Annotated in this window: 17 protein-coding genes; 3 read left to right on the top strand and 14 right to left on the bottom strand. The window is 61.7% G+C overall.

Annotated features, from left to right (window positions below; translation table 11 throughout):
* Nucleotides 1-129 precede the first annotated feature (129 nt).
* From D3250_RS06920 to D3250_RS06880, 9 genes are all read right to left on the bottom strand, one after another.
* The gene (locus D3250_RS06920) at nt 130-2,037 is read right to left on the bottom strand and encodes an ABC transporter substrate-binding protein (protein WP_119902629.1); all 1,908 of its coding nucleotides are present in this window, start codon (nt 2,035-2,037) and stop codon (nt 130-132) included.
* A gap of 445 nt (nt 2,038-2,482) precedes the next feature.
* Nucleotides 2,483-3,745: a YihY/virulence factor BrkB family protein gene (locus D3250_RS06915; protein ID WP_225973197.1), complete on the bottom strand. Its 1,263-nt coding sequence runs from the start codon at nt 3,743-3,745 to the stop codon at nt 2,483-2,485.
* 52 nt (nt 3,746-3,797) lie between these two features.
* Entirely contained in the window at nt 3,798-4,175 is a 378-nt protein-coding gene (locus tag D3250_RS06910) for a cation:proton antiporter (protein ID WP_225973196.1), read from the bottom strand.
* A complete protein-coding gene (locus D3250_RS06905) occupies nt 4,175-4,450 on the bottom strand; it encodes an MrpF/PhaF family protein (RefSeq protein WP_225973195.1) in 276 nt (91 codons plus the stop codon). Before D3250_RS06905 ends, D3250_RS06910 begins: the two co-directional genes overlap by 1 nt.
* Nucleotides 4,431-4,868, bottom strand: coding sequence for a Na+/H+ antiporter subunit E (locus D3250_RS06900; RefSeq protein ID WP_119902627.1), 438 nt, complete (start codon nt 4,866-4,868; stop codon nt 4,431-4,433). The genes D3250_RS06905 and D3250_RS06900 overlap by 20 nt, the downstream gene beginning before the upstream one ends.
* Nucleotides 4,865-6,475 carry a monovalent cation/H+ antiporter subunit D family protein gene (locus D3250_RS06895; RefSeq protein WP_119902626.1) on the bottom strand — a complete coding sequence of 537 codons (1,611 nt, stop codon included), beginning with the start codon at nt 6,473-6,475 and terminating at the stop codon, nt 4,865-4,867. Before D3250_RS06895 ends, D3250_RS06900 begins: the two co-directional genes overlap by 4 nt.
* Nucleotides 6,472-6,996, bottom strand: a complete 525-nt coding sequence (locus D3250_RS06890; protein ID WP_119902625.1) for a sodium:proton antiporter — start codon at nt 6,994-6,996, stop codon at nt 6,472-6,474. Before D3250_RS06890 ends, D3250_RS06895 begins: the two co-directional genes overlap by 4 nt.
* A complete protein-coding gene (locus tag D3250_RS06885; protein ID WP_119902624.1) occupies nt 6,996-10,001 on the bottom strand; it encodes a DUF4040 family protein in 3,006 nt (1,001 codons plus the stop codon). Before D3250_RS06885 ends, D3250_RS06890 begins: the two co-directional genes overlap by 1 nt.
* A gap of 375 nt (nt 10,002-10,376) precedes the next feature.
* On the bottom strand, nt 10,377-11,138 hold the full coding sequence (locus tag D3250_RS06880; protein ID WP_119902623.1) for a superoxide dismutase family protein: 762 nt from the start codon (nt 11,136-11,138) through the stop codon (nt 10,377-10,379).
* A gap of 196 nt (nt 11,139-11,334) precedes the next feature.
* Here D3250_RS06880 and D3250_RS06875 point away from each other — a divergent pair, with 196 nt between their 5' ends.
* Nucleotides 11,335-13,422, top strand: coding sequence for a S9 family peptidase (locus D3250_RS06875; protein WP_119902622.1), 2,088 nt, complete (start codon nt 11,335-11,337; stop codon nt 13,420-13,422).
* A 21-nt stretch (nt 13,423-13,443) separates the two neighbouring features.
* Here D3250_RS06875 and D3250_RS06870 read toward each other — a convergent pair whose 3' ends face one another.
* Complete coding sequence (locus tag D3250_RS06870; protein WP_119902621.1) at nt 13,444-13,746, bottom strand: acylphosphatase; 303 nt, start codon at nt 13,744-13,746, stop codon at nt 13,444-13,446.
* A 41-nt stretch (nt 13,747-13,787) separates the two neighbouring features.
* On the bottom strand, nt 13,788-14,975 hold the full coding sequence (locus tag D3250_RS06865) for an amidohydrolase (RefSeq protein ID WP_119902620.1): 1,188 nt from the start codon (nt 14,973-14,975) through the stop codon (nt 13,788-13,790).
* 90 nt (nt 14,976-15,065) lie between these two features.
* Between D3250_RS06865 and D3250_RS06860 the strand changes: the two genes are divergently transcribed.
* The gene (locus D3250_RS06860; protein ID WP_119903031.1) at nt 15,066-16,019 is read left to right on the top strand and encodes a cation diffusion facilitator family transporter; all 954 of its coding nucleotides are present in this window, start codon (nt 15,066-15,068) and stop codon (nt 16,017-16,019) included.
* Between the two features lie 134 nt (nt 16,020-16,153).
* Nucleotides 16,154-17,053 carry an ectoine hydroxylase gene (thpD, locus tag D3250_RS06855; protein WP_119902619.1) on the top strand — a complete coding sequence of 300 codons (900 nt, stop codon included), beginning with the start codon at nt 16,154-16,156 and terminating at the stop codon, nt 17,051-17,053.
* 34 nt (nt 17,054-17,087) lie between these two features.
* Here thpD and D3250_RS12200 read toward each other — a convergent pair whose 3' ends face one another.
* The 3 genes from D3250_RS12200 to rplT form a co-directional block, all read right to left on the bottom strand.
* On the bottom strand, nt 17,088-17,420 hold the full coding sequence (locus D3250_RS12200; protein WP_225973194.1) for an RNHCP domain-containing protein: 333 nt from the start codon (nt 17,418-17,420) through the stop codon (nt 17,088-17,090).
* Complete coding sequence (locus D3250_RS06845) at nt 17,401-18,432, bottom strand: TrmH family RNA methyltransferase (protein ID WP_225973193.1); 1,032 nt, start codon at nt 18,430-18,432, stop codon at nt 17,401-17,403. The genes D3250_RS12200 and D3250_RS06845 overlap by 20 nt, the downstream gene beginning before the upstream one ends.
* 165 nt (nt 18,433-18,597) lie before the next feature.
* The gene (gene rplT / locus D3250_RS06840; protein WP_119902617.1) at nt 18,598-18,984 is read right to left on the bottom strand and encodes a 50S ribosomal protein L20; all 387 of its coding nucleotides are present in this window, start codon (nt 18,982-18,984) and stop codon (nt 18,598-18,600) included.
* Nucleotides 18,985-19,019 lie beyond the last annotated feature (35 nt).

Below are 19,019 nucleotides of genomic sequence, written 5' to 3'. Positions count from 1 at the left end.
TTTCGCCTTCCGGTCTGTGCGGGTCAGTGAGCGCAGCACCGGCCGGGGCCCGGCAGAGAATCCTCTGCCGGGCCCCTGAACCTTGGTGCTTTACCGTAAGTGGTGAGGCCGGTCCCTAAGGGGACTGGGTCACTCAGCCCGCTGCCACTGCTCAGCGTTCCACGGCACGCTGGTCTGCGCGGCGGTCATCCGGACATTGGCGATGGTCGCATCTGCAGCCACGACGCCGGGGTGAACGTAGAGCGGGATGCCGTGCAGGTCATCCCAGAGCGCCTGTTCAATTTCGATCAGGGCTTCCATGCGCTCTTCGTCCGAGACGTTGTCGGCGACAACTCCCCACTGCTCGTCGACCGTGTCGTTGGAGAAGCCGGTGGAGTTCTGTGCGCCGTCAGAGGAGTAGATGTTCTGACCTGATACGACCTGGCCGGAGCCGGCCCAAGCGAACATCGCTACGCCGGACCAGTTGCCCTCAAGCAGCTCAGCTGAGAAGTCTGGGGTGCCAGCGTCCACGATGTCGAAGCCCGCGCCCTCAGAACCGCAGTAGGTGTCGATGATTTCCACAGTAGCGGCGCGGCGCGGCTGTCCGAAGTGGTTGATCTCCACGGTGGTACCGGCAGCGTCGTGCTCCTCGATGATTTCTGCGGCCGCGTCGACATCAGCCTCGTCATAGCGGCCGTCGTAGGCCTCCTCGACGTACTCCTCATAGTCGTCCTCGAAGGACAGCATTTCGCGGGCGTTGAGCACCTCAGCGTCGGGGTTGACCGGCGCGATGAGCTGATCGACGATCTCCTCACGTGGCAGGCAGAGCGCAAATGCTTCTGCCAGTTCCGGAGTTTCGGCGAATGGGCCCTGCTGGTACTGGAAGTCGATGTGCTCCCATGTGGCTACGTCACCTTCGTGGACGACGAAGTCGCCAGTCTCGGCAAGTGAATCAAGGCCCAGCTTCACGTCCTCGTCGCCCTGGGGCTCAACGATGTGAACGTCAAGGTTCTCCAGTGCCTGAACGTGTGTGTCCTCGTTCAGGAAGTCGAAGACCAGGTTCTCTGTCCCTGGTGGGGTGCCCCACCACTCCGGGTTGGGCTCCAAGGTCACGGATCCGCCCGTCTCCTCGCCCTCCCAGTTCCACTCGGCGAGCTGATAGGGGCCAGCGGACAGTGCGATCTCTGGATCCCACTCCCCCTCACTGCCCATGCCGGTGTTCCACACTTCCGCCACAGGTTCGAGAGCTTCAATGTCTCCCTCATCCATGGCCTCATCAAGCTCCTCAACGCTCATACCCGCCTGCTCGGCCACGATGTGAGCCGGAACGTTCGGTCCGCCGACCAACAGTTCCCAGTCGGCGTAGAAGTCCGGGAGCTCCATGGTGAACGTCTTGGAGTCTGGCTCCTCAGACTGGAAACCATCCGGAATGTACATCGCCAGCGACGTTCCCGACGGGCTGAAGCCTGCTCCCTCATCTTCGTCATCCTCAGTGCCGGCGTAGGCCTGCGCCGCCCAGTCGATCTGGTAGTCCCGGACTGTCACCGGTGTGCCGTCGGACCAGACCGCTTCATCGTTGATCGTGTACTCGACGGTATATGGGTCATCCTCACTGATGACCTCATAGCTGCCGAACTCTTCGTTGGGGTTGATCGACAGATCAGTCCCGAAGTAGATGAACCCGGAACTCATGCGGGCGGCAACGATGGCGTTGCTGACGGAGTTTGCCCCGGAGTAGTCGTCATTGACATTGATGAACGGGGATTCACCGGGAGAGACGATGATGGTGTCTTCCTGGGTTTCAAAGTCTTCCGGCATCTCCGCCAACTCACCGGAGTCGGGGAGCGTGGTGTAGAGGGCGCCCTCTTGGTCGAATTCTCCGCCGGTCCCCTCCTGGACGCCGCCGTCGCCGTTTTCGCCGTTGCCGTTCTCGCCGTTTTCGGCGCCGTTGGCATCGCCGTTGCCATTCTCCCCATCATCGCCGGGGGTGCATCCCGACAGGACGAGTGCGCTGGAGGCCACAATGGCCGCAGCAGCAGAGAGTTTGCGTAGTTTCACGTGTTGCTCCTCATGAAAGGTAGGTGCGGAGTAGAAGTGGCGTGTGCCACAAATCCATACTCAGGTGGCTCCCAGATTACGACCGAGTGACTCAACTGATGAGACGATTCGCGCCCCGTGATCGAATCGTTACCGAGTCATGTGCGGCGCAGAAGAAGCGACTAGCGCAAATCACAAAGAAGTCAAGGCGGTCATTTGAACATTCGTGAAACCGTTTCGCGCGGCCGCAGCCCTCAACGATGTCTGGGCTAGAGGCCTGCCATTCCGGGCAAGTCCGCACTCAGGTGGGGAACAGGTTGCCGCAAGGTTACCCAAAGTTCACAAGCACCTGACAATCACATGAAACATTTCGGTAACACGGACTGGGAGCAAGCTGTGCAAAGCCTGAGGATTTTCTCACGACGAATATGACGGAATATTTCACTTTGTGTCGTGAATCACACGACTACGTTTCCGAGGAATGCCGGCGCCAGAACTCGTCTGGATCATTGATGTTTCCCTTCGAAAGACGGAGCGCGCGGCCGGACGCCACGAGCTTCTCGTGCTTCGCGTGCTTCTTCTCCGCAGTTTTTGTCTCCCGAGGTGGCAGCATGATCGTGCGTTCGGCGACGATCCCAGCCTGGAGCTGGCGACCACGTTCCAGCTCGGCGTCGAGTTCCGCGCCCAGCAGCAGGACGATGTTCATGATGTAAACCCAGAAGAGGAAAATGATGACGCTGGCCAGCGCACCGTAGGTTGCCTCGTAGTTGGCAAAGTTCATGACATAGACCGCAATACCGGCGGTGCTGAGGATCATCACCAGGATCGTGACCAACGCCCCCGCTGAGGTCCACTTCATTCCCGCCTGCCGAATATTCGGCGTGGTGGAGTACAGCAATGCAATACCGGCCGCAGCCACCACAATGAGCACCACGGGGGTCGCCCAGTTCCACACTGTCAATGCCGTATCCCCCAGGCCTATGGCGTTGCCCAGAGATTCTGCGATTGGCCCGGAAACCACCAACATCATGCCAGCGGCCGCCACCAGAAGAATCAGTACCACCGTGACGAGGTAGACCAGTGGACGCAGCTTAAGGACCGAACGGCCTTCCTCGACTTCCCAGATTCGATTCATGGCTCTGGAAAATCCGTTGACATAGTTCGACGCCGTCCACATCGCCAGCAGGATGCCGACGACGAGCCCCAGCCCGGCTCCACCGACACCCGTAATGTTGCCGACGACAGTATCGACGGTCTCCATCACCTCCTCGTTGCCATCGGTCATGTCATCGACCATGTCAACGAAGAACCCCGTGACTCGATCAGCTTCACCGATGACCCCCAAAATGGAGACAAGGGCGATCAGCGCGGGGAAAATGGACAGGACCGCGTAGTAGGTCAGGCCGGCGGCCAGGTCTGTGCAGTGATCCCGCCCAAACTCGCTGAAGGTCCTTTTCAAGCTGTACTTCCATGTGGCAGCGGTCAGTTTCAGCGGCGATTCTGCTTTGTGCTCATCCTGGTCGCTACGGTCACCCTCCTCATGCTCCTCACGCTGGCGAGCCTTCACCATGAACGGCTGATCCGCTGCCGCAGAGACGGTGCCCGGCTGGGCCCCGTGCTCGTAGGTGGCAGTCTCATCAATGACTTCTATGGACTCATCATCCTGACGGCCCAGCTGGTGCGGCTGGAGGGCTGAAATCGCCGCGGGCTGCTCACGAAAAGTGTTCATGATGCCCCAGTATCCGGATACTTCCTGGGCGATCGGTGAACGCTGGGTGAAATTACCTTGAGGGTTCGCCGTGCGAGTCTGCGTCGAGGTCCCGTCGGGTCTTCAGCAGGTCATCGGTATGGGTGATCTCTGCAGGCATGGAGTTGTTGAGGTAACCAGAACGGGCGATCGCCATAGATCCCACGGCGGAGGTCAGAAGCTGCGCGATCACTGCCACCGCTGCCTTGATCAAGTTCAACCCACTGAAGTCCATCAGCAACGCACCGATGACAATGGACGCCACTCCCAGACCGGCGGAGGTGCCGACGGCAGAGGCGCGCAGGTAGAGGTCCGGGAGTCTGAACAGCCCAATCCCAGCCACAATGATGGTCACAATTCCCAAGAAGATAAACAGCAGGCCAGCGCCATGCATGAGGTCGTAGAGTTCCATCAGCGGCGACCTCCTGATCCGAGCCGGGCCATCGAGATCGCAGCCATGAACCCCAGCAGAGTGGCGATGAGAATGATGTCGAAGAGGGCTTCAATGTTGGCCCGCAACCCGATCAGCGCAATGAACCCGATGATTGCGAAGAAGATCAGGTCAGCGGCCACTGCCCGGTCGGTAATTTTTGGCCCCAGGTAGGCTCGCACCCCAGCCAGCAGCATTCCAAGTCCCAACAGAATCAGAGCTATCTCCAATGTGACGTCAGAAATCACCGAGCTCACCTCCGGGAGGCTCCTCAACCGGCTCCACGTCGGGGACCTGAATGGGACGTCTCAGGTCGCCCGGAGATCGGCGTAGGGCCCGCAGCATCCGATCTTCCATCTCTTGGATCTCCCCCACCAGGGACTCTCGGGAGTCGACGAACATCCCGTGCACATACAGGATCTGGTGCTCCCGAGAGATTGACAGGGTCAAAGTCCCGGGCGTCAATGTGATCAGGCAGGAGATCAGGGTCCATTCCGTGTCAGACCGACTGGCCGCTGGTACCGCGATGATCGCTGGGGCCATCTTCATCCGCTTCTTGGGCCGCAGGACGTCGAGGGTGACGTACACATTGGCGAGCACGAATGCTTTGGCGTACCAGACCAGGAAACTCAACATCCGCCAGGGCCATGAGGTCAGAGAGGATGCGGTGCTCATGCGTTCATCACCGCCTCCACGTATTCTTCGGGGTTCAGCAGGTTTTCCGCAGCCGTCTCCGACAGCATCATCAGCAGCTCGGCACCGAAGCCGAAGAACACAGTGATGGCGGCCAGGATGGCACCTGGAATGATGAGCTTGGCTGGAACTCTGACCGCCCGCTGGCGTGACAGCACTGCCGACATGGCGGCAGTGGGCGGGCCGATGGTGAGCGTGGGGCTCTCCGCCTGCGCCTGCACCCGGAGGTAGCGCTTGCCGTGCATCCGCTCCTGGTAGGCCAGGGCGTTTTCCTCCAGGTCCGCCGGGGGCTTGCCCATGAAGACGCCGACCCAGATCTTGAGCATTGACAGCAGGGTGAACACACTGACGATTACTGCTACCGCAGCCACCCAGTAGTGGGACTGCTCCAAAGTGGCCTGGATAATGCTGAACTTCGCCACGAAACCGGAGAACGGAGGCAGACCTGCCAGGGAGAGAGCAGCGATCATAAACGTGATTGCGATCAGCGGCTCGCGTTTGAGCATTCCTCCGAGCTTGTTGATCTCTCCAGTGCCATAGGTCTCCTCAATGGCGCCGGTGGACATGAACAGGCTGGCTTTCACAATCATGTGGTGCAGCAGGTAGAAGATCCCTGCAGTCAGCCCCAGTCCGGTGAAGAGGCCCACACCGATGAGGATGTAGCCGATCTGACTGATCATGTGGAAGACCAGGATGGACCGCGTGGTCTTCTCGCCAATAGCGCCCAGCACTCCGATGAGCATGGTCAGGCTGGTCACGACCAGTGCAATCCACAGGAACCGTTCGTCTCCGTCGAACATGACTGAGTAGATGCGGTAGATCGCGTAGATGGACACTTTGGTGTGGATGCCGGAGAAGAGCGCGGTCACCGCGGGGGACGTCATCGGGTAGGTGCGTGTGAGCCACCCATGCACCGGGACCACAGCAGCCTTGATTCCGATGGCGGTGAGGACGACGGCGCCACCCACCGCGACTGCGGGGTCGTCCACACCGGCCCCATGGAGTTCGGCGAGGTTCACCGTGCCGGCTGTGCCGTAGACCAGACCCACGCCGAAGAGGAGCAGCGTTGAGGCCAACAGGTTGACCGAGACGTAGATGCGCGCCCCGTGAGCGCCGAGCTTGGCTCCCATCATCGCGAGCAGCCCGTAACTCGGCAGCAGCATGACCTCGATGAAGACGAAGAGGTTGAAAATGTCACCGGTCATCAGTGCCCCCGCCACCCCGGCCATAAGGATCAGGACGAACGGATGGTAGAACCGTGACCGAGCCTCATGAGTCGCCATGGCGAACATGACACTGGTGATACCGAGGATCGTGATGATCATCAGCACCAGCGAGTTCAGGGCATCCACCACGAACGGGATGGCGACCTGGGGCGTGAAGTCCCAAAATCCCACTTTGTGGGCCAGCACGGTGCCGTCGTGGGTGGCGATCACCAGCAGGAGGGAGAAGACGAACATGGCGGTGAGGGTGCCAAGGCTGATGATGTGCCGAGCCCGCTTGCTTCTCCGCAGGGCCGCACCCAAGGCACCCATCAGTAGTGGGATACCGACCAGCAGCGGCAGCAGCGGAGGAAGGATCTCTGTCATCTCACGTCCTTCCTCGACTGGTGCTCGCCCGTCCCTTCATCAGCATTGGGCGCCTCCGCGGAGTCGTCGTCCCGACCTTCAAAATCGTGGACCGGGCTCAACGGTGATGCGTGCGCCCCTCCGGTGCCGGCGGCCATTGCCCCAGTGACCAGAGGGTCGAACATGGAGTCAGCATCCGCATCGGCGGCTCCCAGCACCTTAGCCGGGGACTCCTCGTCGTTCTCCGTGTCGTCGTCATGGGTGGTCGTAATCGCGAGGGTGATCATGAACATCGTGATAGAGAAGGCGATCACAATAGCGGTCAGCACGAAGGCCTGCGGAAGGGGGTCCCCACCATCGCCGTAGTCCGAGGTGCCGATGTACGGCACACCGCGAAAGGCGGTGTTCCCAGCTGCGAAGAGGAGCAGGTTGGCGGCATGGCTCGCCATAATGAAGCCCAGCACAATGCGGACCATACCCCGCTGCATGAAGAGGTAGACCGCTGCGGCGGTCAGCAGCCCGACTGCTATCGCAATACTCATCAGCTCTCATCTCCCCTGCTGGTCTTCGGTCGGCCAGCATAGGGTTCCGGGTGCCAACCTTCGCCCTCAGCCTCCAACGGCACGTCCCCGGGGTCCTCGCCTGCGTGCATTTCAATGCGTTCGATCTGACTCGTCCGCTGCCCCTGAGACTTCATATGGGCTTTGAGCAGTTCCGCCGGGTACCGCTGGGCCTGACCAAGCCGGTCCAGTGCCACCAGGACAGCGCCGATCACCGCCAAGTAGATGCCGACATCGAAGATCAACGCCGTAGTGAGGGTGAATCCCGCCTCTGTGCCCCATGGCAGGGGCAGGCCCTCCCAGATGACGATCGGGCGCAAGTACGACCCTTCCGCGCCGTCGAGGAAGCCCGCAAGGCCCACCACCGCGCCGATGGCGATGCCTCCGACGATGATCAGCGCATAATCGAAGCGCAGCTTGACCGCTGAGTCTGAAGGTGCCACCAAGTACCGCAGCGCGAAGAACCCGCCGAGCACCAGGGCGGAGATGAAGCCGCCGCCGGAGTCATAGTGGCCGCGGAGCAGCAGCACCACTGAGAGCAGCACAATGAAGGGGGCCATCCAATTGAACACGCTGCGCATGGCCTGAGTGTTGTCAGCGGCGTTGTCCAGCGGGGTCCCGATCCAGACCTTGGATTCAGCCGGATGGGAGTCAGAGGTGGAGAAGGCGGAGTTGAGGACCGCCAGGATGGCGAATCCAGCCACCCCGAGCACAGTCAGTTCGCCGAAGGTATCCAGTGCGCGGAAGTCGACCAGGATGGAGTTGACGGTGTTCAGCGCACCAACAGTCTCGTAGGTCTCCTCAAGGTACCACTGGGCCGCTGGCGACTGGCCTCGCCGATTGGTCAGTGCGTAAGCCGCCACGAAGGCGGCCAACCCGAAAGCGACTGCGAACACGGCTGAGACGGCGGTTCGCGACCGCGACACTTGGTGAAATTTGCGCGGCAGTTTGCGCAACACCAGCACGAGGACAACCACGGTGAGAATCTCCACCAGAAGCTGAGTCATCCCGACATCAACGGCACCCAGTGCGAAATACCAGGCTCCCACCACGAACCCTGCGCCGCCGGCAAGGACAACAGCCGCTGTACGGGACTGAGAGATCACGGTGCCCAGCAGGAAGAGGGCCAGCAGCCCGATGAGCACCCAGTCGGTCATACGGGTGTGGCCAGCAGTGAATTCACCGACCTCTCCGACGTTGAGCACTCCGGCTACGAATATGCCGACAAGGAAGATCCCTGGGGCCGTAAGGTGCACGGCGTGCACATCGGTGCGGGTAATGTCTCCCACGCGGCGGCCGAAGGCAATGCTGCCGATGCGCATCTGCTCCACCACTCCGACACCAGTCCATGGGAGCACCTTCCGCGGAATGAGACTGTCGAGTCGGGTGCGGCCCAGCACGGCTGCGAGACCGACGCCGATGATGATCACCGAGAGCATCAGATCGGTGCTGAGCCCGCCGTAGAGATAGAAATACGGCTCATAATCCGAGGTGGTTGACGCCTGCGTCGAGGCAGTGATCAGCCCGTCGAAAAGGAAGGGCACGAAACCCAGGACAGCGCCTGCCGCAGCGGGCAGCAAGGCCGGAGCGTAGAAGGCGAGCGGCGCCTCGCGGGCGCTCATAGGCGCCATAGGTTCTTTGGCGTCGTCGCGCCGTCCGGCCCCGGTGTAGCTGGTGAACACTCCCAAGACGATCCGTCCGCAGTACGCGAACGTCCCGAGTGCAGCGAGGACTCCGAGCACTGTGATGGTCCACGTCAGGCCCGGTCCGAAAAGCGCAGGATCCTCCGCAGCTGAGAGGAACCCCTTCAGGAGGTTCTCCTTGGAGACAAAGCCGAAAAGCGGCGGAATCCCAGCCATCGAGAGGCAGCCCAACACTGTGATGATGAAGCTGACCGGCATAGTGCCGCGCAGTCCGTTGAGCTCGCGGATGTCACGAGTGTGTGTTTGGTGCTCGATGAGCCCGACCATCATGAACAGACTGGACTTGAACAGTGCGTGAGCGATGACATGGATCGTGGCCGCGGCAATGGCAGTGGGAGTGCCGATGCCGATGATCGCCACCAAAAACCCCAATTGAGAGACGGTGGAATAGGCCATGATTTCTTTGATGTCATGACGCTGCAGGGCGAACAGGGCACCAATCAGGGCGGTGATGAGACCGCAGACGATCAGCAGGGTCTGCCAGACCGGGACCCCCTCAAACACCGGGGAGAAGCGCAGCAGAAGGTAGATGCCAGCCTTGACCATCGCCGCCGCGTGAAGATAGGCACTCACCGGGGCCGGGGCCACCATTGCGTCAGGCAGCCACAGGTGGAAGGGGAATTGAGCGGACTTGGTGAACGCGGCGAAGGCGATGAGGACCGCCACAACCCCAGTGAACACTGCGTCCTCAGCCCACACCTGATGCTGCAGAGCCTCCGAGAGGCTCGTGGTTTCAGTGCGGACAATAATCCACAGGACTGCAGTCAACAGTCCCAGACCACCTGCCATGGTGATCAGCAGCGTGCGCTGGGCGGGACCCGGCGCCCTGTCTCCGGAGCGGTTGATGAGGAAGAAGGAGCACAGGGTGGTGAACTCCCAGAAAACGAACAGCAGGATCATGTCATCGGCCAGCACCATCCCGGACATCGCGAAGACGAACAGCAGCATCCAGATGTAGTAGTCGCTGGTCTTCTTCTTCACCGAGAAGTACCGAGCGCTGTATGCCATCACCAGCGCTCCGATGAAGAGTACGAGCATCAGGAAGACCATGCCGAGGCCGTCGAGCCGGAGTCTGATGCCCACGTCGACTGTGGGGATCCACGGCAAGTACTCATCAATGGTCTGCCCTGCGATCACCTCCGGCAACCAGATGAGGCTCAGTCCACCCAGCACCGTCAGACCCGCAGCTGCGAACCAACCGGTGTCGCGGCCCAGAAATTTGTGTACCGCGGCTGCTGCGGGGACAAGCAGCAGGGTGAGAAACAGCAGGACCATCAGGGTCATTGGGCGCCTCCCGCCGGGCTCGGGGCGGGGAGCAGAGCTGAACGGCACACAGCGGGCAGGGGGCTTCGCGACATCTCCGCCTCCTGTGTGCTCGTGGTTGGTCAATCGGGTGCGATCAAGCGCAACATGCGCTCAGAGCATCCTACATTTTGACCCAATGAACGCAGTGTTGCGACTGCTCTTGCCGACCAGACTTCCCGGCACACCGTCCCTTACCCTAGCGAGTTCATAGGCTGCCGAGCAACGAGAGCGTCATCGCCCGGTGTTCTCAACACGCTGCTGTGCTATCAGGGCATGAATCTCAGGCGGTTGCTGCCATGTCAGTGTGCTGCAGGAAGCTGACCTCTCAACAACCCCCTGAAAGTTGGAAGTGACCTATTCGACGACGCCGCAGGCTACCCGGTCGCCGGTGTCGCCGGTGGTCTCCGACACCACATCGGGGCCGTAGGGAGCGTAGCGTTCAGGAACGTTGCCGTGATGGTCCGGTGCGGAGTGGATGATGACCGCTCGGCCGTCACCTTCGAGCAGCAGGTCCTCGCTGAGCCGGTCGGTCACCACTTCCAGGTAACCGGACTCGTCCTCATTGACCAGAAGGTTAGGGAGGCTGCCAGCTCTATCGGTGTGCGCCACCTCCCCCTCAGCATCAGCGACCCCCGGGGTCTCGGCCTCGAGCTCACCCTCCCCCTCGATGACGTCCATATCCTCGACATGATCACCTTTGAGAGAGCCGCCGGCGGAGTAGAAGTCTCCGATCTGACCCAGTTCGTTGGTCGACTGCGCCTCGCACGCGCCACGTTCGTGGATACTCACGCCCCGAAAGCCTGGTCCGAGACCCCAGGCCTCAAGACGCACCTGGACGCCAGCGTCCTCCTCCGCCTCTGCGAAGCTGATGCGACCGACATCGTTTCCGGCCACATCAGCCAGTTCTGCCTCAGCGAACGGTTCGTCGGAGGGATCAGCTGAGTCTTCGTGGGTTGAGCCCTCATCCGTCCCCTCATCGGCCGCGGTAGCAGTCTCTTGGTCGGGTTCGGGCTCGGGGGACGAGTCGGCATCGTCGTCGTTTCCGCATGCTGCGAGAAGAAGGATAGCGCTGAGCGTGAGGGGAATCAGGGCAGGCCTGGGGCGGGAGGTTTGCATCGCTGCACACTATAACCCCGCTGCGGCGCGGAATGCAGAGTACTCCAGCGTAGAAGAGTCACACCGCCTGCCGCGGCGGCTGTCAGCAGAACAGCCTGGGCGCCTACTGCTAGGTGCGGGCGTAGCCCATCAGCACGGTGGGTGGTTGAGGCGGGGTCCAGACGCCATTTGATCACTCCGTGGCAGACTGACACATATGGCTGAATCGATCTTCGCTGACCTGGACCGTTACGTCGCCCACCCCCGGACCGCCGGACTCTGCATGAGCCCTGACGGGTCCCGCCTGGTCACCACAGTGCAAACGCTGAACTCCAAGAAGAATGGCTACGTCACCGCCCTGTGGGAAGTGGATCCGACCGGCCAGAGTCCCGCACGGCGGCTGACCCGCAGCATCAAGGGGGAAGCCGGTCCCGCGTTCGCCGCCAACGGCGACTTGTACTTCACCTCAGCCCGCCCCGATGAAGCAGGAGAGGACGAAGACAGTGCTTTGTGGTGTCTCCCGGCGAACGGCGGTGAGGCTCGCGTGGTCAATCGCCGGGCCGGAGGCATCACCTCCGTGATCACCGCAGCTGAGGCTGATGTCACAACCGTCACTGCACCCCTGCTGCCCGGTGCTGCCGATGAAGACTCCCAGCAGAGCCTGCACAGCCTGCGCAAGGACAATTCTGTGAAGGCCGTTCTGCACTCCGGATACCCGGTGCGGTACTGGGATCATGACCTGGGGCCCGCCCAGACGCACGCGTTCATGCTGGAAGCCGAGGACACAACAGGCGGCGACGCGCCCCTCACCCCGGAGCCTGCTCTGCCACGATTGCGGTGGATCACGGAGGGCCTGGGCCGAACCTTTGAAGGCACTGTGCATCTCAGCCCCGATGGTTCTCAGGCACTTGTCGGTGTCACCGTGCCCGAAGCTAAGACTGACCGCCGCTCTGGCATCAGCCTGGTGGATACCGTCACCGGAGCACACCATATGCTGATCGACACTCCCGGCATGACGTTTTCCCCAGGGCCTATCAGCCCGGATGGCACCAAAGCTGTCGTCATTGCCTCAGCCAAGCCCACCCCGGACAACGCCCTCGCCCCTAGGCTCTCTGTCTTGAACATCAGCAGCGGGGCGGTGACGCCCGTGGCCGAAAATCTGGACCTGTGGCTGAACCCCGCCTCCTCCCACCCCTGGATCGACGAGCAGCGACTATTGGCGGTCGCGGACAGCAACGGCCGCGGCGGGCTCTTCATCGTAGACATCAACACCGGCGAAGCCACCCAGGTTCCGGTAGAAGACGCCGTCTATTCTGAGGTCTTCCCCGTCCTTCACGGGACCACGGCATACGCGGTGCGCAGCAGCTACGCCTTTCCCGATGAGGTGGTACGCATCGATCTCGACACAGGTGCCGTTACCCGCCTATGGAATCCCACCCAGCGGCCTGAGCTGCCCGGCACCTTGGAGGATGTCCACACTGACGCCAGCGACGGCGTGGTCGTCCGTGGATGGCTGTGCCTGCCCAAACGAGCCTCCGCTGAGCAGCCAGCTCCGCTGCTGCTCTGGATTCACGGCGGACCTCTGAGCTCATGGAACGCATGGACCTGGCGGTGGAACCCGTGGCTGGCGGTGGAACAGGGCTACGCGGTGCTGCTGCCGGATCCAGCCCTCTCCACCGGATACGGTCAGGATTTCGTCCAGCGAGGTTGGAACGCATGGGGGGATAAGCCCTACACGGACCTGATGAGCATCACCGACGCGGTCGAGGGTCGCGAAGACATCGATGCTTCCCGAACGGCGGCCATGGGAGGCTCCTTCGGCGGCTACATGGCCAATTGGATTGCCGGACAGACTGATCGGTTCAAGGCGATAGTCACCCATGCCAGCCTGTGGGCCCTGGACCAGTTCGGGCCCACCACCGACATGTCGCCGTTCTGGCGCCGGCAGATTGATCAGACCATGATGGACCGGGACTCCCCGCACGATTTCGTCGGCGAGATCGTCACCCCAATGCTGGTGATCCACGGCGACAAGGACTACCGCGTACCCATCGGCGAGGGGCTCAGGCTGTGGTATGAGTTGCTTGCCGACTCAGGACTGCCCGCTGACGAGAATGGGGATACTCTGCACCGGTTCTTGTACTTTCCGGATGAGAACCACTGGATCCTCAAACCACAGCACACCAAGATCTGGTATCAGGTGATCTTCACGTTCCTCGCCCAACACGTCCTCGGCCAGCAGAGAGAGCTTCCCCCTCAGCTGGGCCTAACCCCTCCGGAAGCACCTTCCGACGACGCTGGCTGAGCCCTACGTCCCTAAGGGGACTCACTTCCGCCGGACCTCGAAACCCTCCTGGGGCAGTGCTTGAAGTTCCTCCGCTGACGCTTCCCGGGTGTCCACCGCAGTGACCTCCGCCCGCTTCGGACCCTTGCCGCACCAGCTGATCAAAGAGTCGACGGCGGGACCATCGCCACCGATCAGCAACTCCACGGCGCCATCACCGGTGTTGCGCACCCAACCCACGAGGCCCAGCTCATCGGCCTGTCGCTTGGCGGAGTTCCGGTAGTTCACCCCTTGGACCCTGCCGGTGACGCGAACTGAGGTGCCTGCACTGAATTGAGATTCCATAGGCTCAGTCAAGCAAAGCTGGAGGCTGGTGTGAAGGGCACCTACCAGCGGGGCAACACCGAGCCAGTACCAGTGGTCGAATCGTAGGAGTAGACCTCTTTGCCCTCGATCCAGGTGCGCAGAGCCCGGTGGCGAGTGTCCAGCGGGTCGCCCTCCCAGAGCGCAAGGTCGGCGTCCTTGCCCGGCTCAATGGAGCCGATCCGGTCAGCGACCCCCAGCACTTCGGCGGGATTGATGGTAACCGCCTTGAGCGCTTCCTCCGATTCCATCCCCTCTTTGACGGCCAACGCAGCCTGATTGATTAGAAAATCGATGGGAACGACCGGGTGGTCGGTGATGATCGAGACCTTGACACCGGCCCGAGCCAAAATCCCAGGTGCGCGCGGACTGCGGGCCCGGACCTCCACTTTGGACCGCGAGACCATCATGGGTCCGTAGAGCACAGGGATTCCCCGAGCTGCGATGCGATCAGCGACCAGGTGTGCCTCAGTCCCGTGGTCCAGAACCAGCTCGTAGCCGAACTCCTCGGCGATGCGCAAGGCGGTCATGATGTCATCAGCTCGGTGGCAGTGCTGGCGCCATGGGATTTCGCGATTAAGAACTTTGGACAGCGCCTCGGAGACGAGATCGGCTGGGCGATCCTCAGCACTTTTGGCAGCCCAGTGCTGAGCCTCGGCAAATGCCTTCCGTGCCGCAAAAGCGGTTCCCAGCCGCGTGTTGGGCGCCTTCCTCTGGTCGCCGTAGACACGTTTGGGGTTCTCACCGAGGGCGGCCTTCAGCCCGGAGGGCGAGCGCAGGACCATATCGTCGACGACTGCGCCGTGGGTCTTGATCGCGACTGTCAGGCCACCGATGACGTTGGCAGAGCCCGGATTGACGTTGACGGTTGTGATGCCGTGGGAGAGAGCGTCGTCGAACCCGATGTCCACAGGGTTGATTGCATCGACAGCCCGCACCGCCGCAGTGACGGGATCAGTGGACTCGTTGAAGTCGGCCCCGGCCCAGCCTTCACCCTGCTCATGGACTCCCAGATGAACATGCGCATCAACCAACCCGGGCAGGATCCACCCGCCGGCGGCGTCGATCACTTCGTGCCCGGCCGGGGCTTCCACATCTGGACCCAGCGCGGCGATCCTCCCGTTGGTGACCAACACTGAACCGTCAAAGGACTCCGTCGTGATGGGGACCACCCGAGCGTTAGTGACTATATAGTTTCCTGAAGCAACCATGCGTCCACCCTAACGGAGCCGCTTGTACTAATGGTGCTGCGCAAGCTTCGCACCATCGCTATTCTCAATAGTCGGGCTTATTGTGAATACATGGGATCCAGGTATGGCCATAGTCAGGACGCGACGGCCCGCGACGCGGCTGCGCAGCGGCGTCGCCTGCTGATCGCCTGCGCCATCACCGCTGGAATTGTAGCGGCGCAAGCCATTGGTGCATGGATCACAGGGTCATTGGCGCTGCTGACTGACGCCGTCCACTCCCTCGCCGACAGCATCGGGCTAGTGGTGGCGGTCATTGCAGCCAGCTTGATGTTCCGCAGCGCCACCCGCACCCGCACCTGGGGATACCGCCGGGTGGAAACCCTAGCCGGCGCTCTGCAAGCGGCACTGCTGGTGGGAATCGCTGTCTACGCCGCTGTGGAAGGGATCCACCGCCTCAGGGATCCGCAGGAAATACTCCACGTAGAGCTGCTGCTCTTCGGTGCGGCGGGTTTGCTGGGAAACATTGTCGCCCTTCTTGTTCTAGCGCCTCAGCGGCGGGCAAACCTCAATCTGCGGGCTGCGTTTCTGGAGGTCTGCGCAGACGCGCTCGGGTCGCTGGGCGTCATCACAGGCGCGATAATCATCTGGGTCACCGGATGGTACGGGGCCGACGCCGTTATCGCCCTGCTGATTGCTGCGATGATTGTGCCTCGGGCGATTCTATTACTGCGGGAGACAGGTCGAGTGCTTCTGGAGTTCACCCCGCGCGGACTGGACCTGGACGAGGTTCGCCAACACATGCTCGCCCTCAACCACGTGGAGGAGGTCCACGATCTGCATGCCTCCACCGTGGCTACCGGGCTGCCCGTCATCTCCGCTCACATCGTTGTCGACGACGCCTGCTTCAGTGAGGGCTGCGGGCCCGAGACGCTAGCCGCCCTTCGCGCGTGCGTTGCAGAGCACTTTGATGTGCCAATCACGCACTCCACGTTCCAGCTGGAGACCGCGGAGTTGGCCTCCAGCGAGCGGCGCGACTCCAACACAAACCCCAGAACCTGCTCCTGACCAGGGGTTGCACTCCACGGAGGGCCTGATACGGTCCTGTTGACGGCACCGGTGCTGTCGCGAACTCCTTGGGTCCGGCAGCAACGGCTGCCGCGGACGAAGCACACATCGAAAGACCAAGGAGGCTCTGACCAATGACCACCATCGCCCCGGAAGTCGCCGACCTCTATCCCACACGGCAGGGGGAGAATCGCGTCATGCCCCGAGCGGGTGCTGTTGTGCACGGCACCGCAGACCAGGGTCCACTCGACGCGGCAACGCTGGAGAGTTTCGACCAGCGCGGTTACCTGACAATCGACAAACTCATCGACGACGATGAGCTGACCCTCTTCCGCAACGAGCTCAAGCGGCTCGCCGAGGATCCTCAGGTCAAAGCTGATGAGCGCACCGTGGTGGAAGCCAAATCCAATGAAGTGCGTTCGATCTTCGATGTCCACAGGAGCAACGAGATCTTCAAGAAGATTGCCCACGATCCGCGCATTGTGAACCGGGCACGGCAGATCCTCGGTTCGGACGTCTATGTTCACCAGAGCCGGATCAATTACAAGCCTGGCTTTGTGGGCAAGGAGTTCACCTGGCACTCCGATTTTGAGACCTGGCACGCGGAGGATGGGATGCCTACTCCGCGCGCGGTGAGCATCTCTATCTCGCTGACGGACAACTACTCGTTCAACGGGCCGCTGATGATTATGCCGGGTTCCCATAAGCACTACGTCTGCGCCGCGGGCGAAACTCCAGAAGACAACCATAAGCTTTCCCTGATCATGCAGGGAGCCGGTGTCCCGGCAGCCTCCACACTTGAGGAGTTTGCCAACATTTTTGGCATCGATGTGTTGGAGGGCCCCGCCGGAGGAGCCATCATGTTCGACTCCAACTGCATGCACGCCTCCAACGGCAACGTCACACCCTATCCACGCTCCAACGTGTTCATTGTGTACAACTCCGTGGAGAACAAGCTGGTGGAGCCGTTTGCAGCTCCGAAGCCGCGGCCAGGTTTCCTCGGAAGCCGGGACTTCACTCCGGCAGGGGGCTGAACCGCAGCTCCAAGGTGGGGGCAGACCGCGGCCTTCAGCGAGGACGCTGGAGCGCTATGACGGCGTCCATATCATCGTCGGGGGCGATCTTGTTGCGGTCAGCCCCGCCACAATCGGTGCAGCGATGAAGAAGGATATATCCCTTCTTGCCTGAGTAGTCCACACCCACGGGCCTCATGGGCCCGCCGCAGTCCGCGGCTCGATCCCCCGGCAGGTGATCGACATGGCGAGACCACAGGCAGTACGGACAGTGATTGCGGTAGCTCCCACCGGCGTGTTTGGGAACGGGCTCTCCGCAGTGGACACAGCAAAAGCCGGTGTTCTCAACGTTGCGCCTCCCTCCATGATCATCCTGAGCGGGGCTCACCCGGAGAGTCCCTTCTTGAGCTCGGGCCAGCGGGCAGGCCTGAACTCGACGAGGCGGAGTGCTGAGCCATGGCGGTGAAGTAGAGGCAGATCGTAGCCGCGGTGGCCACATTGAGCGACTCCGCCTTGCCATAAATCGGAATCGCCACTACGTGATCCGCCAACTCGATCTCCTGAACAGTGAGGCCGCGCGCTTCATTGCCGAAAAGCCAGAGCGTGGGCTCTGCGGCGTTGAATGGTCCCGTCTCCTCCCCTGAGGGCGACAGCTGAGTCAGTTGGACTTCAGCCTCTCCAGCGGAGGCCACCACCTGCCCTCCCGCGGACTTCGCGACCCGCGCGTACTCACCCATTTCAGCGCCAGTGAAGATGGGGACATGAAAATGAGATCCGGCCGCGGAGCGGACCACCTTCGGCGCCCAAGGGTCAGCTGCTCCCGAGGAGAGAACCACCATGTCGACTCCTGCGGCGTCAGCGGTTCTGATAATCGTCCCCACATTCCCCGGATCCTGAACGCGCACCATTCCGGCAATGAGCGACACAGAGGGCGCTGCTGTCGCTGACTCAAGGCTCCTGGACTCGGAGCTTCGATCGGGGATGCGAGCCACCGCCATCAATCCCTGTGAGGTCTCCGCATCGCCCATGGCTGCCAACACCTCAGGGGTTGCTTCGCGCAGGAAGGGACGCGCACCACGTGGCAGATCGAGGGTGGGGTCGAAAAGCACTGCACGCAGACGGTCCAACAACGCCTCAATATCTGGAAAGCGCTGCACTGCGGAGGCATCAAAAAACAAAGCATCCAACTCCGGCAGAACCGAGGAAACAGTCATCTCGTGGAGCAGGGAGCGCTCCTGAGGTTCGTACCGGGCTAACCACAGCGCCAAAGCTTCGCGCACCGGCTGGGGGCCCTCCGCCAAGAAGAGGCGGTGCTTCTTGCGGCCAGCACGAGTGGCCAGCGACGCGACACGCTTCACCCGCTCACTGCGCGGATTATCCATCAAATATTCGTCAATCACTGCATCACTCTCTCAGGCTCTAGGGCACAATCGGATGAGACGTCACCAGCCAGCCCCCCTGGACCAGGAATCCAGACGTCGCACGGTATCACTCGATGCTGCAGTTAATGCAACGATGCCCGCTCCATTGAATGGAAGCGGGCATCGTCGCGTCATGCCAATAGGTCAGGCAGAAGCCTTAGGGGCGTTGACGTCCGAGGGCAGAGCCTGGCGTGCAGTTTCCACCAGGGAGCCGAAGGCGTTCGAGTCGGACACGGCCAGCTCAGCAAGCATCCGGCGGTCGACCTCGACACCGGCAGCCTTCAGGCCTTGGATGAAGCGGTTGTAGGTCATGCCGTGAGCGCGGGAGGCAGCGTTGATGCGCTGAATCCAGAGGCGACGGAAGTCGCCTTTGCGCTTCTTGCGGTGCTGGTAGTTGTAGGTGTAGCTGTGCAGCAGCTGCTCTTTGGCCTTGCGGTACAGGCGGGAACGCTGTCCGCGGTAGCCGGAAGCCCGGTCGAGGACCTTACGGCGCTTCTTGTGGGCATTGATCGCCCTTTTCACACGTGCCATGAATGTTTCTCCTGTGAGCTAAGTCTGTGGTCTTA

Source organism: Nesterenkonia natronophila, from assembly GCF_003595215.1.
Lineage (GTDB): Bacteria > Actinomycetota > Actinomycetes > Actinomycetales > Micrococcaceae > Nesterenkonia > Nesterenkonia natronophila.
This window is presented reverse-complemented; position numbering and strand designations above follow the sequence as displayed.

What these genes read in the sequence shown, in the direction of transcription:
- D3250_RS06915 (WP_225973197.1), bottom strand. Translation starts at nt 3,745, where the DNA reads ATGAACACTTTTCGTGAGCAGCCCGCGGCGATTTCAGCCCTCCAGCCG.
- D3250_RS06910 (WP_225973196.1), bottom strand. Translation starts at nt 4,175, where the DNA reads ATGGAACTCTACGACCTCATGCATGGCGCTGGCCTGCTGTTTATCTTC.
- D3250_RS06900 (WP_119902627.1), bottom strand. Translation starts at nt 4,868, where the DNA reads ATGAGCACCGCATCCTCTCTGACCTCATGGCCCTGGCGGATGTTGAGT.
- D3250_RS06895 (WP_119902626.1), bottom strand. Translation starts at nt 6,475, where the DNA reads ATGACAGAGATCCTTCCTCCGCTGCTGCCGCTGCTGGTCGGTATCCCA.
- D3250_RS06890 (WP_119902625.1), bottom strand. Translation starts at nt 6,996, where the DNA reads ATGAGTATTGCGATAGCAGTCGGGCTGCTGACCGCCGCAGCGGTCTAC.
- D3250_RS06885 (WP_119902624.1), bottom strand. Translation starts at nt 10,001, where the DNA reads ATGACCCTGATGGTCCTGCTGTTTCTCACCCTGCTGCTTGTCCCCGCA.
- D3250_RS06880 (WP_119902623.1), bottom strand. Translation starts at nt 11,138, where the DNA reads ATGCAAACCTCCCGCCCCAGGCCTGCCCTGATTCCCCTCACGCTCAGC.
- D3250_RS06875 (WP_119902622.1), top strand. Translation starts at nt 11,335, where the DNA reads ATGGCTGAATCGATCTTCGCTGACCTGGACCGTTACGTCGCCCACCCC.
- D3250_RS06870 (WP_119902621.1), bottom strand. Translation starts at nt 13,746, where the DNA reads ATGGAATCTCAATTCAGTGCAGGCACCTCAGTTCGCGTCACCGGCAGG.
- D3250_RS06865 (WP_119902620.1), bottom strand. Translation starts at nt 14,975, where the DNA reads ATGGTTGCTTCAGGAAACTATATAGTCACTAACGCTCGGGTGGTCCCC.
- D3250_RS06860 (WP_119903031.1), top strand. Translation starts at nt 15,066, where the DNA reads ATGGGATCCAGGTATGGCCATAGTCAGGACGCGACGGCCCGCGACGCG.
- thpD (WP_119902619.1), top strand. Translation starts at nt 16,154, where the DNA reads ATGACCACCATCGCCCCGGAAGTCGCCGACCTCTATCCCACACGGCAG.
- rplT (WP_119902617.1), bottom strand. Translation starts at nt 18,984, where the DNA reads ATGGCACGTGTGAAAAGGGCGATCAATGCCCACAAGAAGCGCCGTAAG.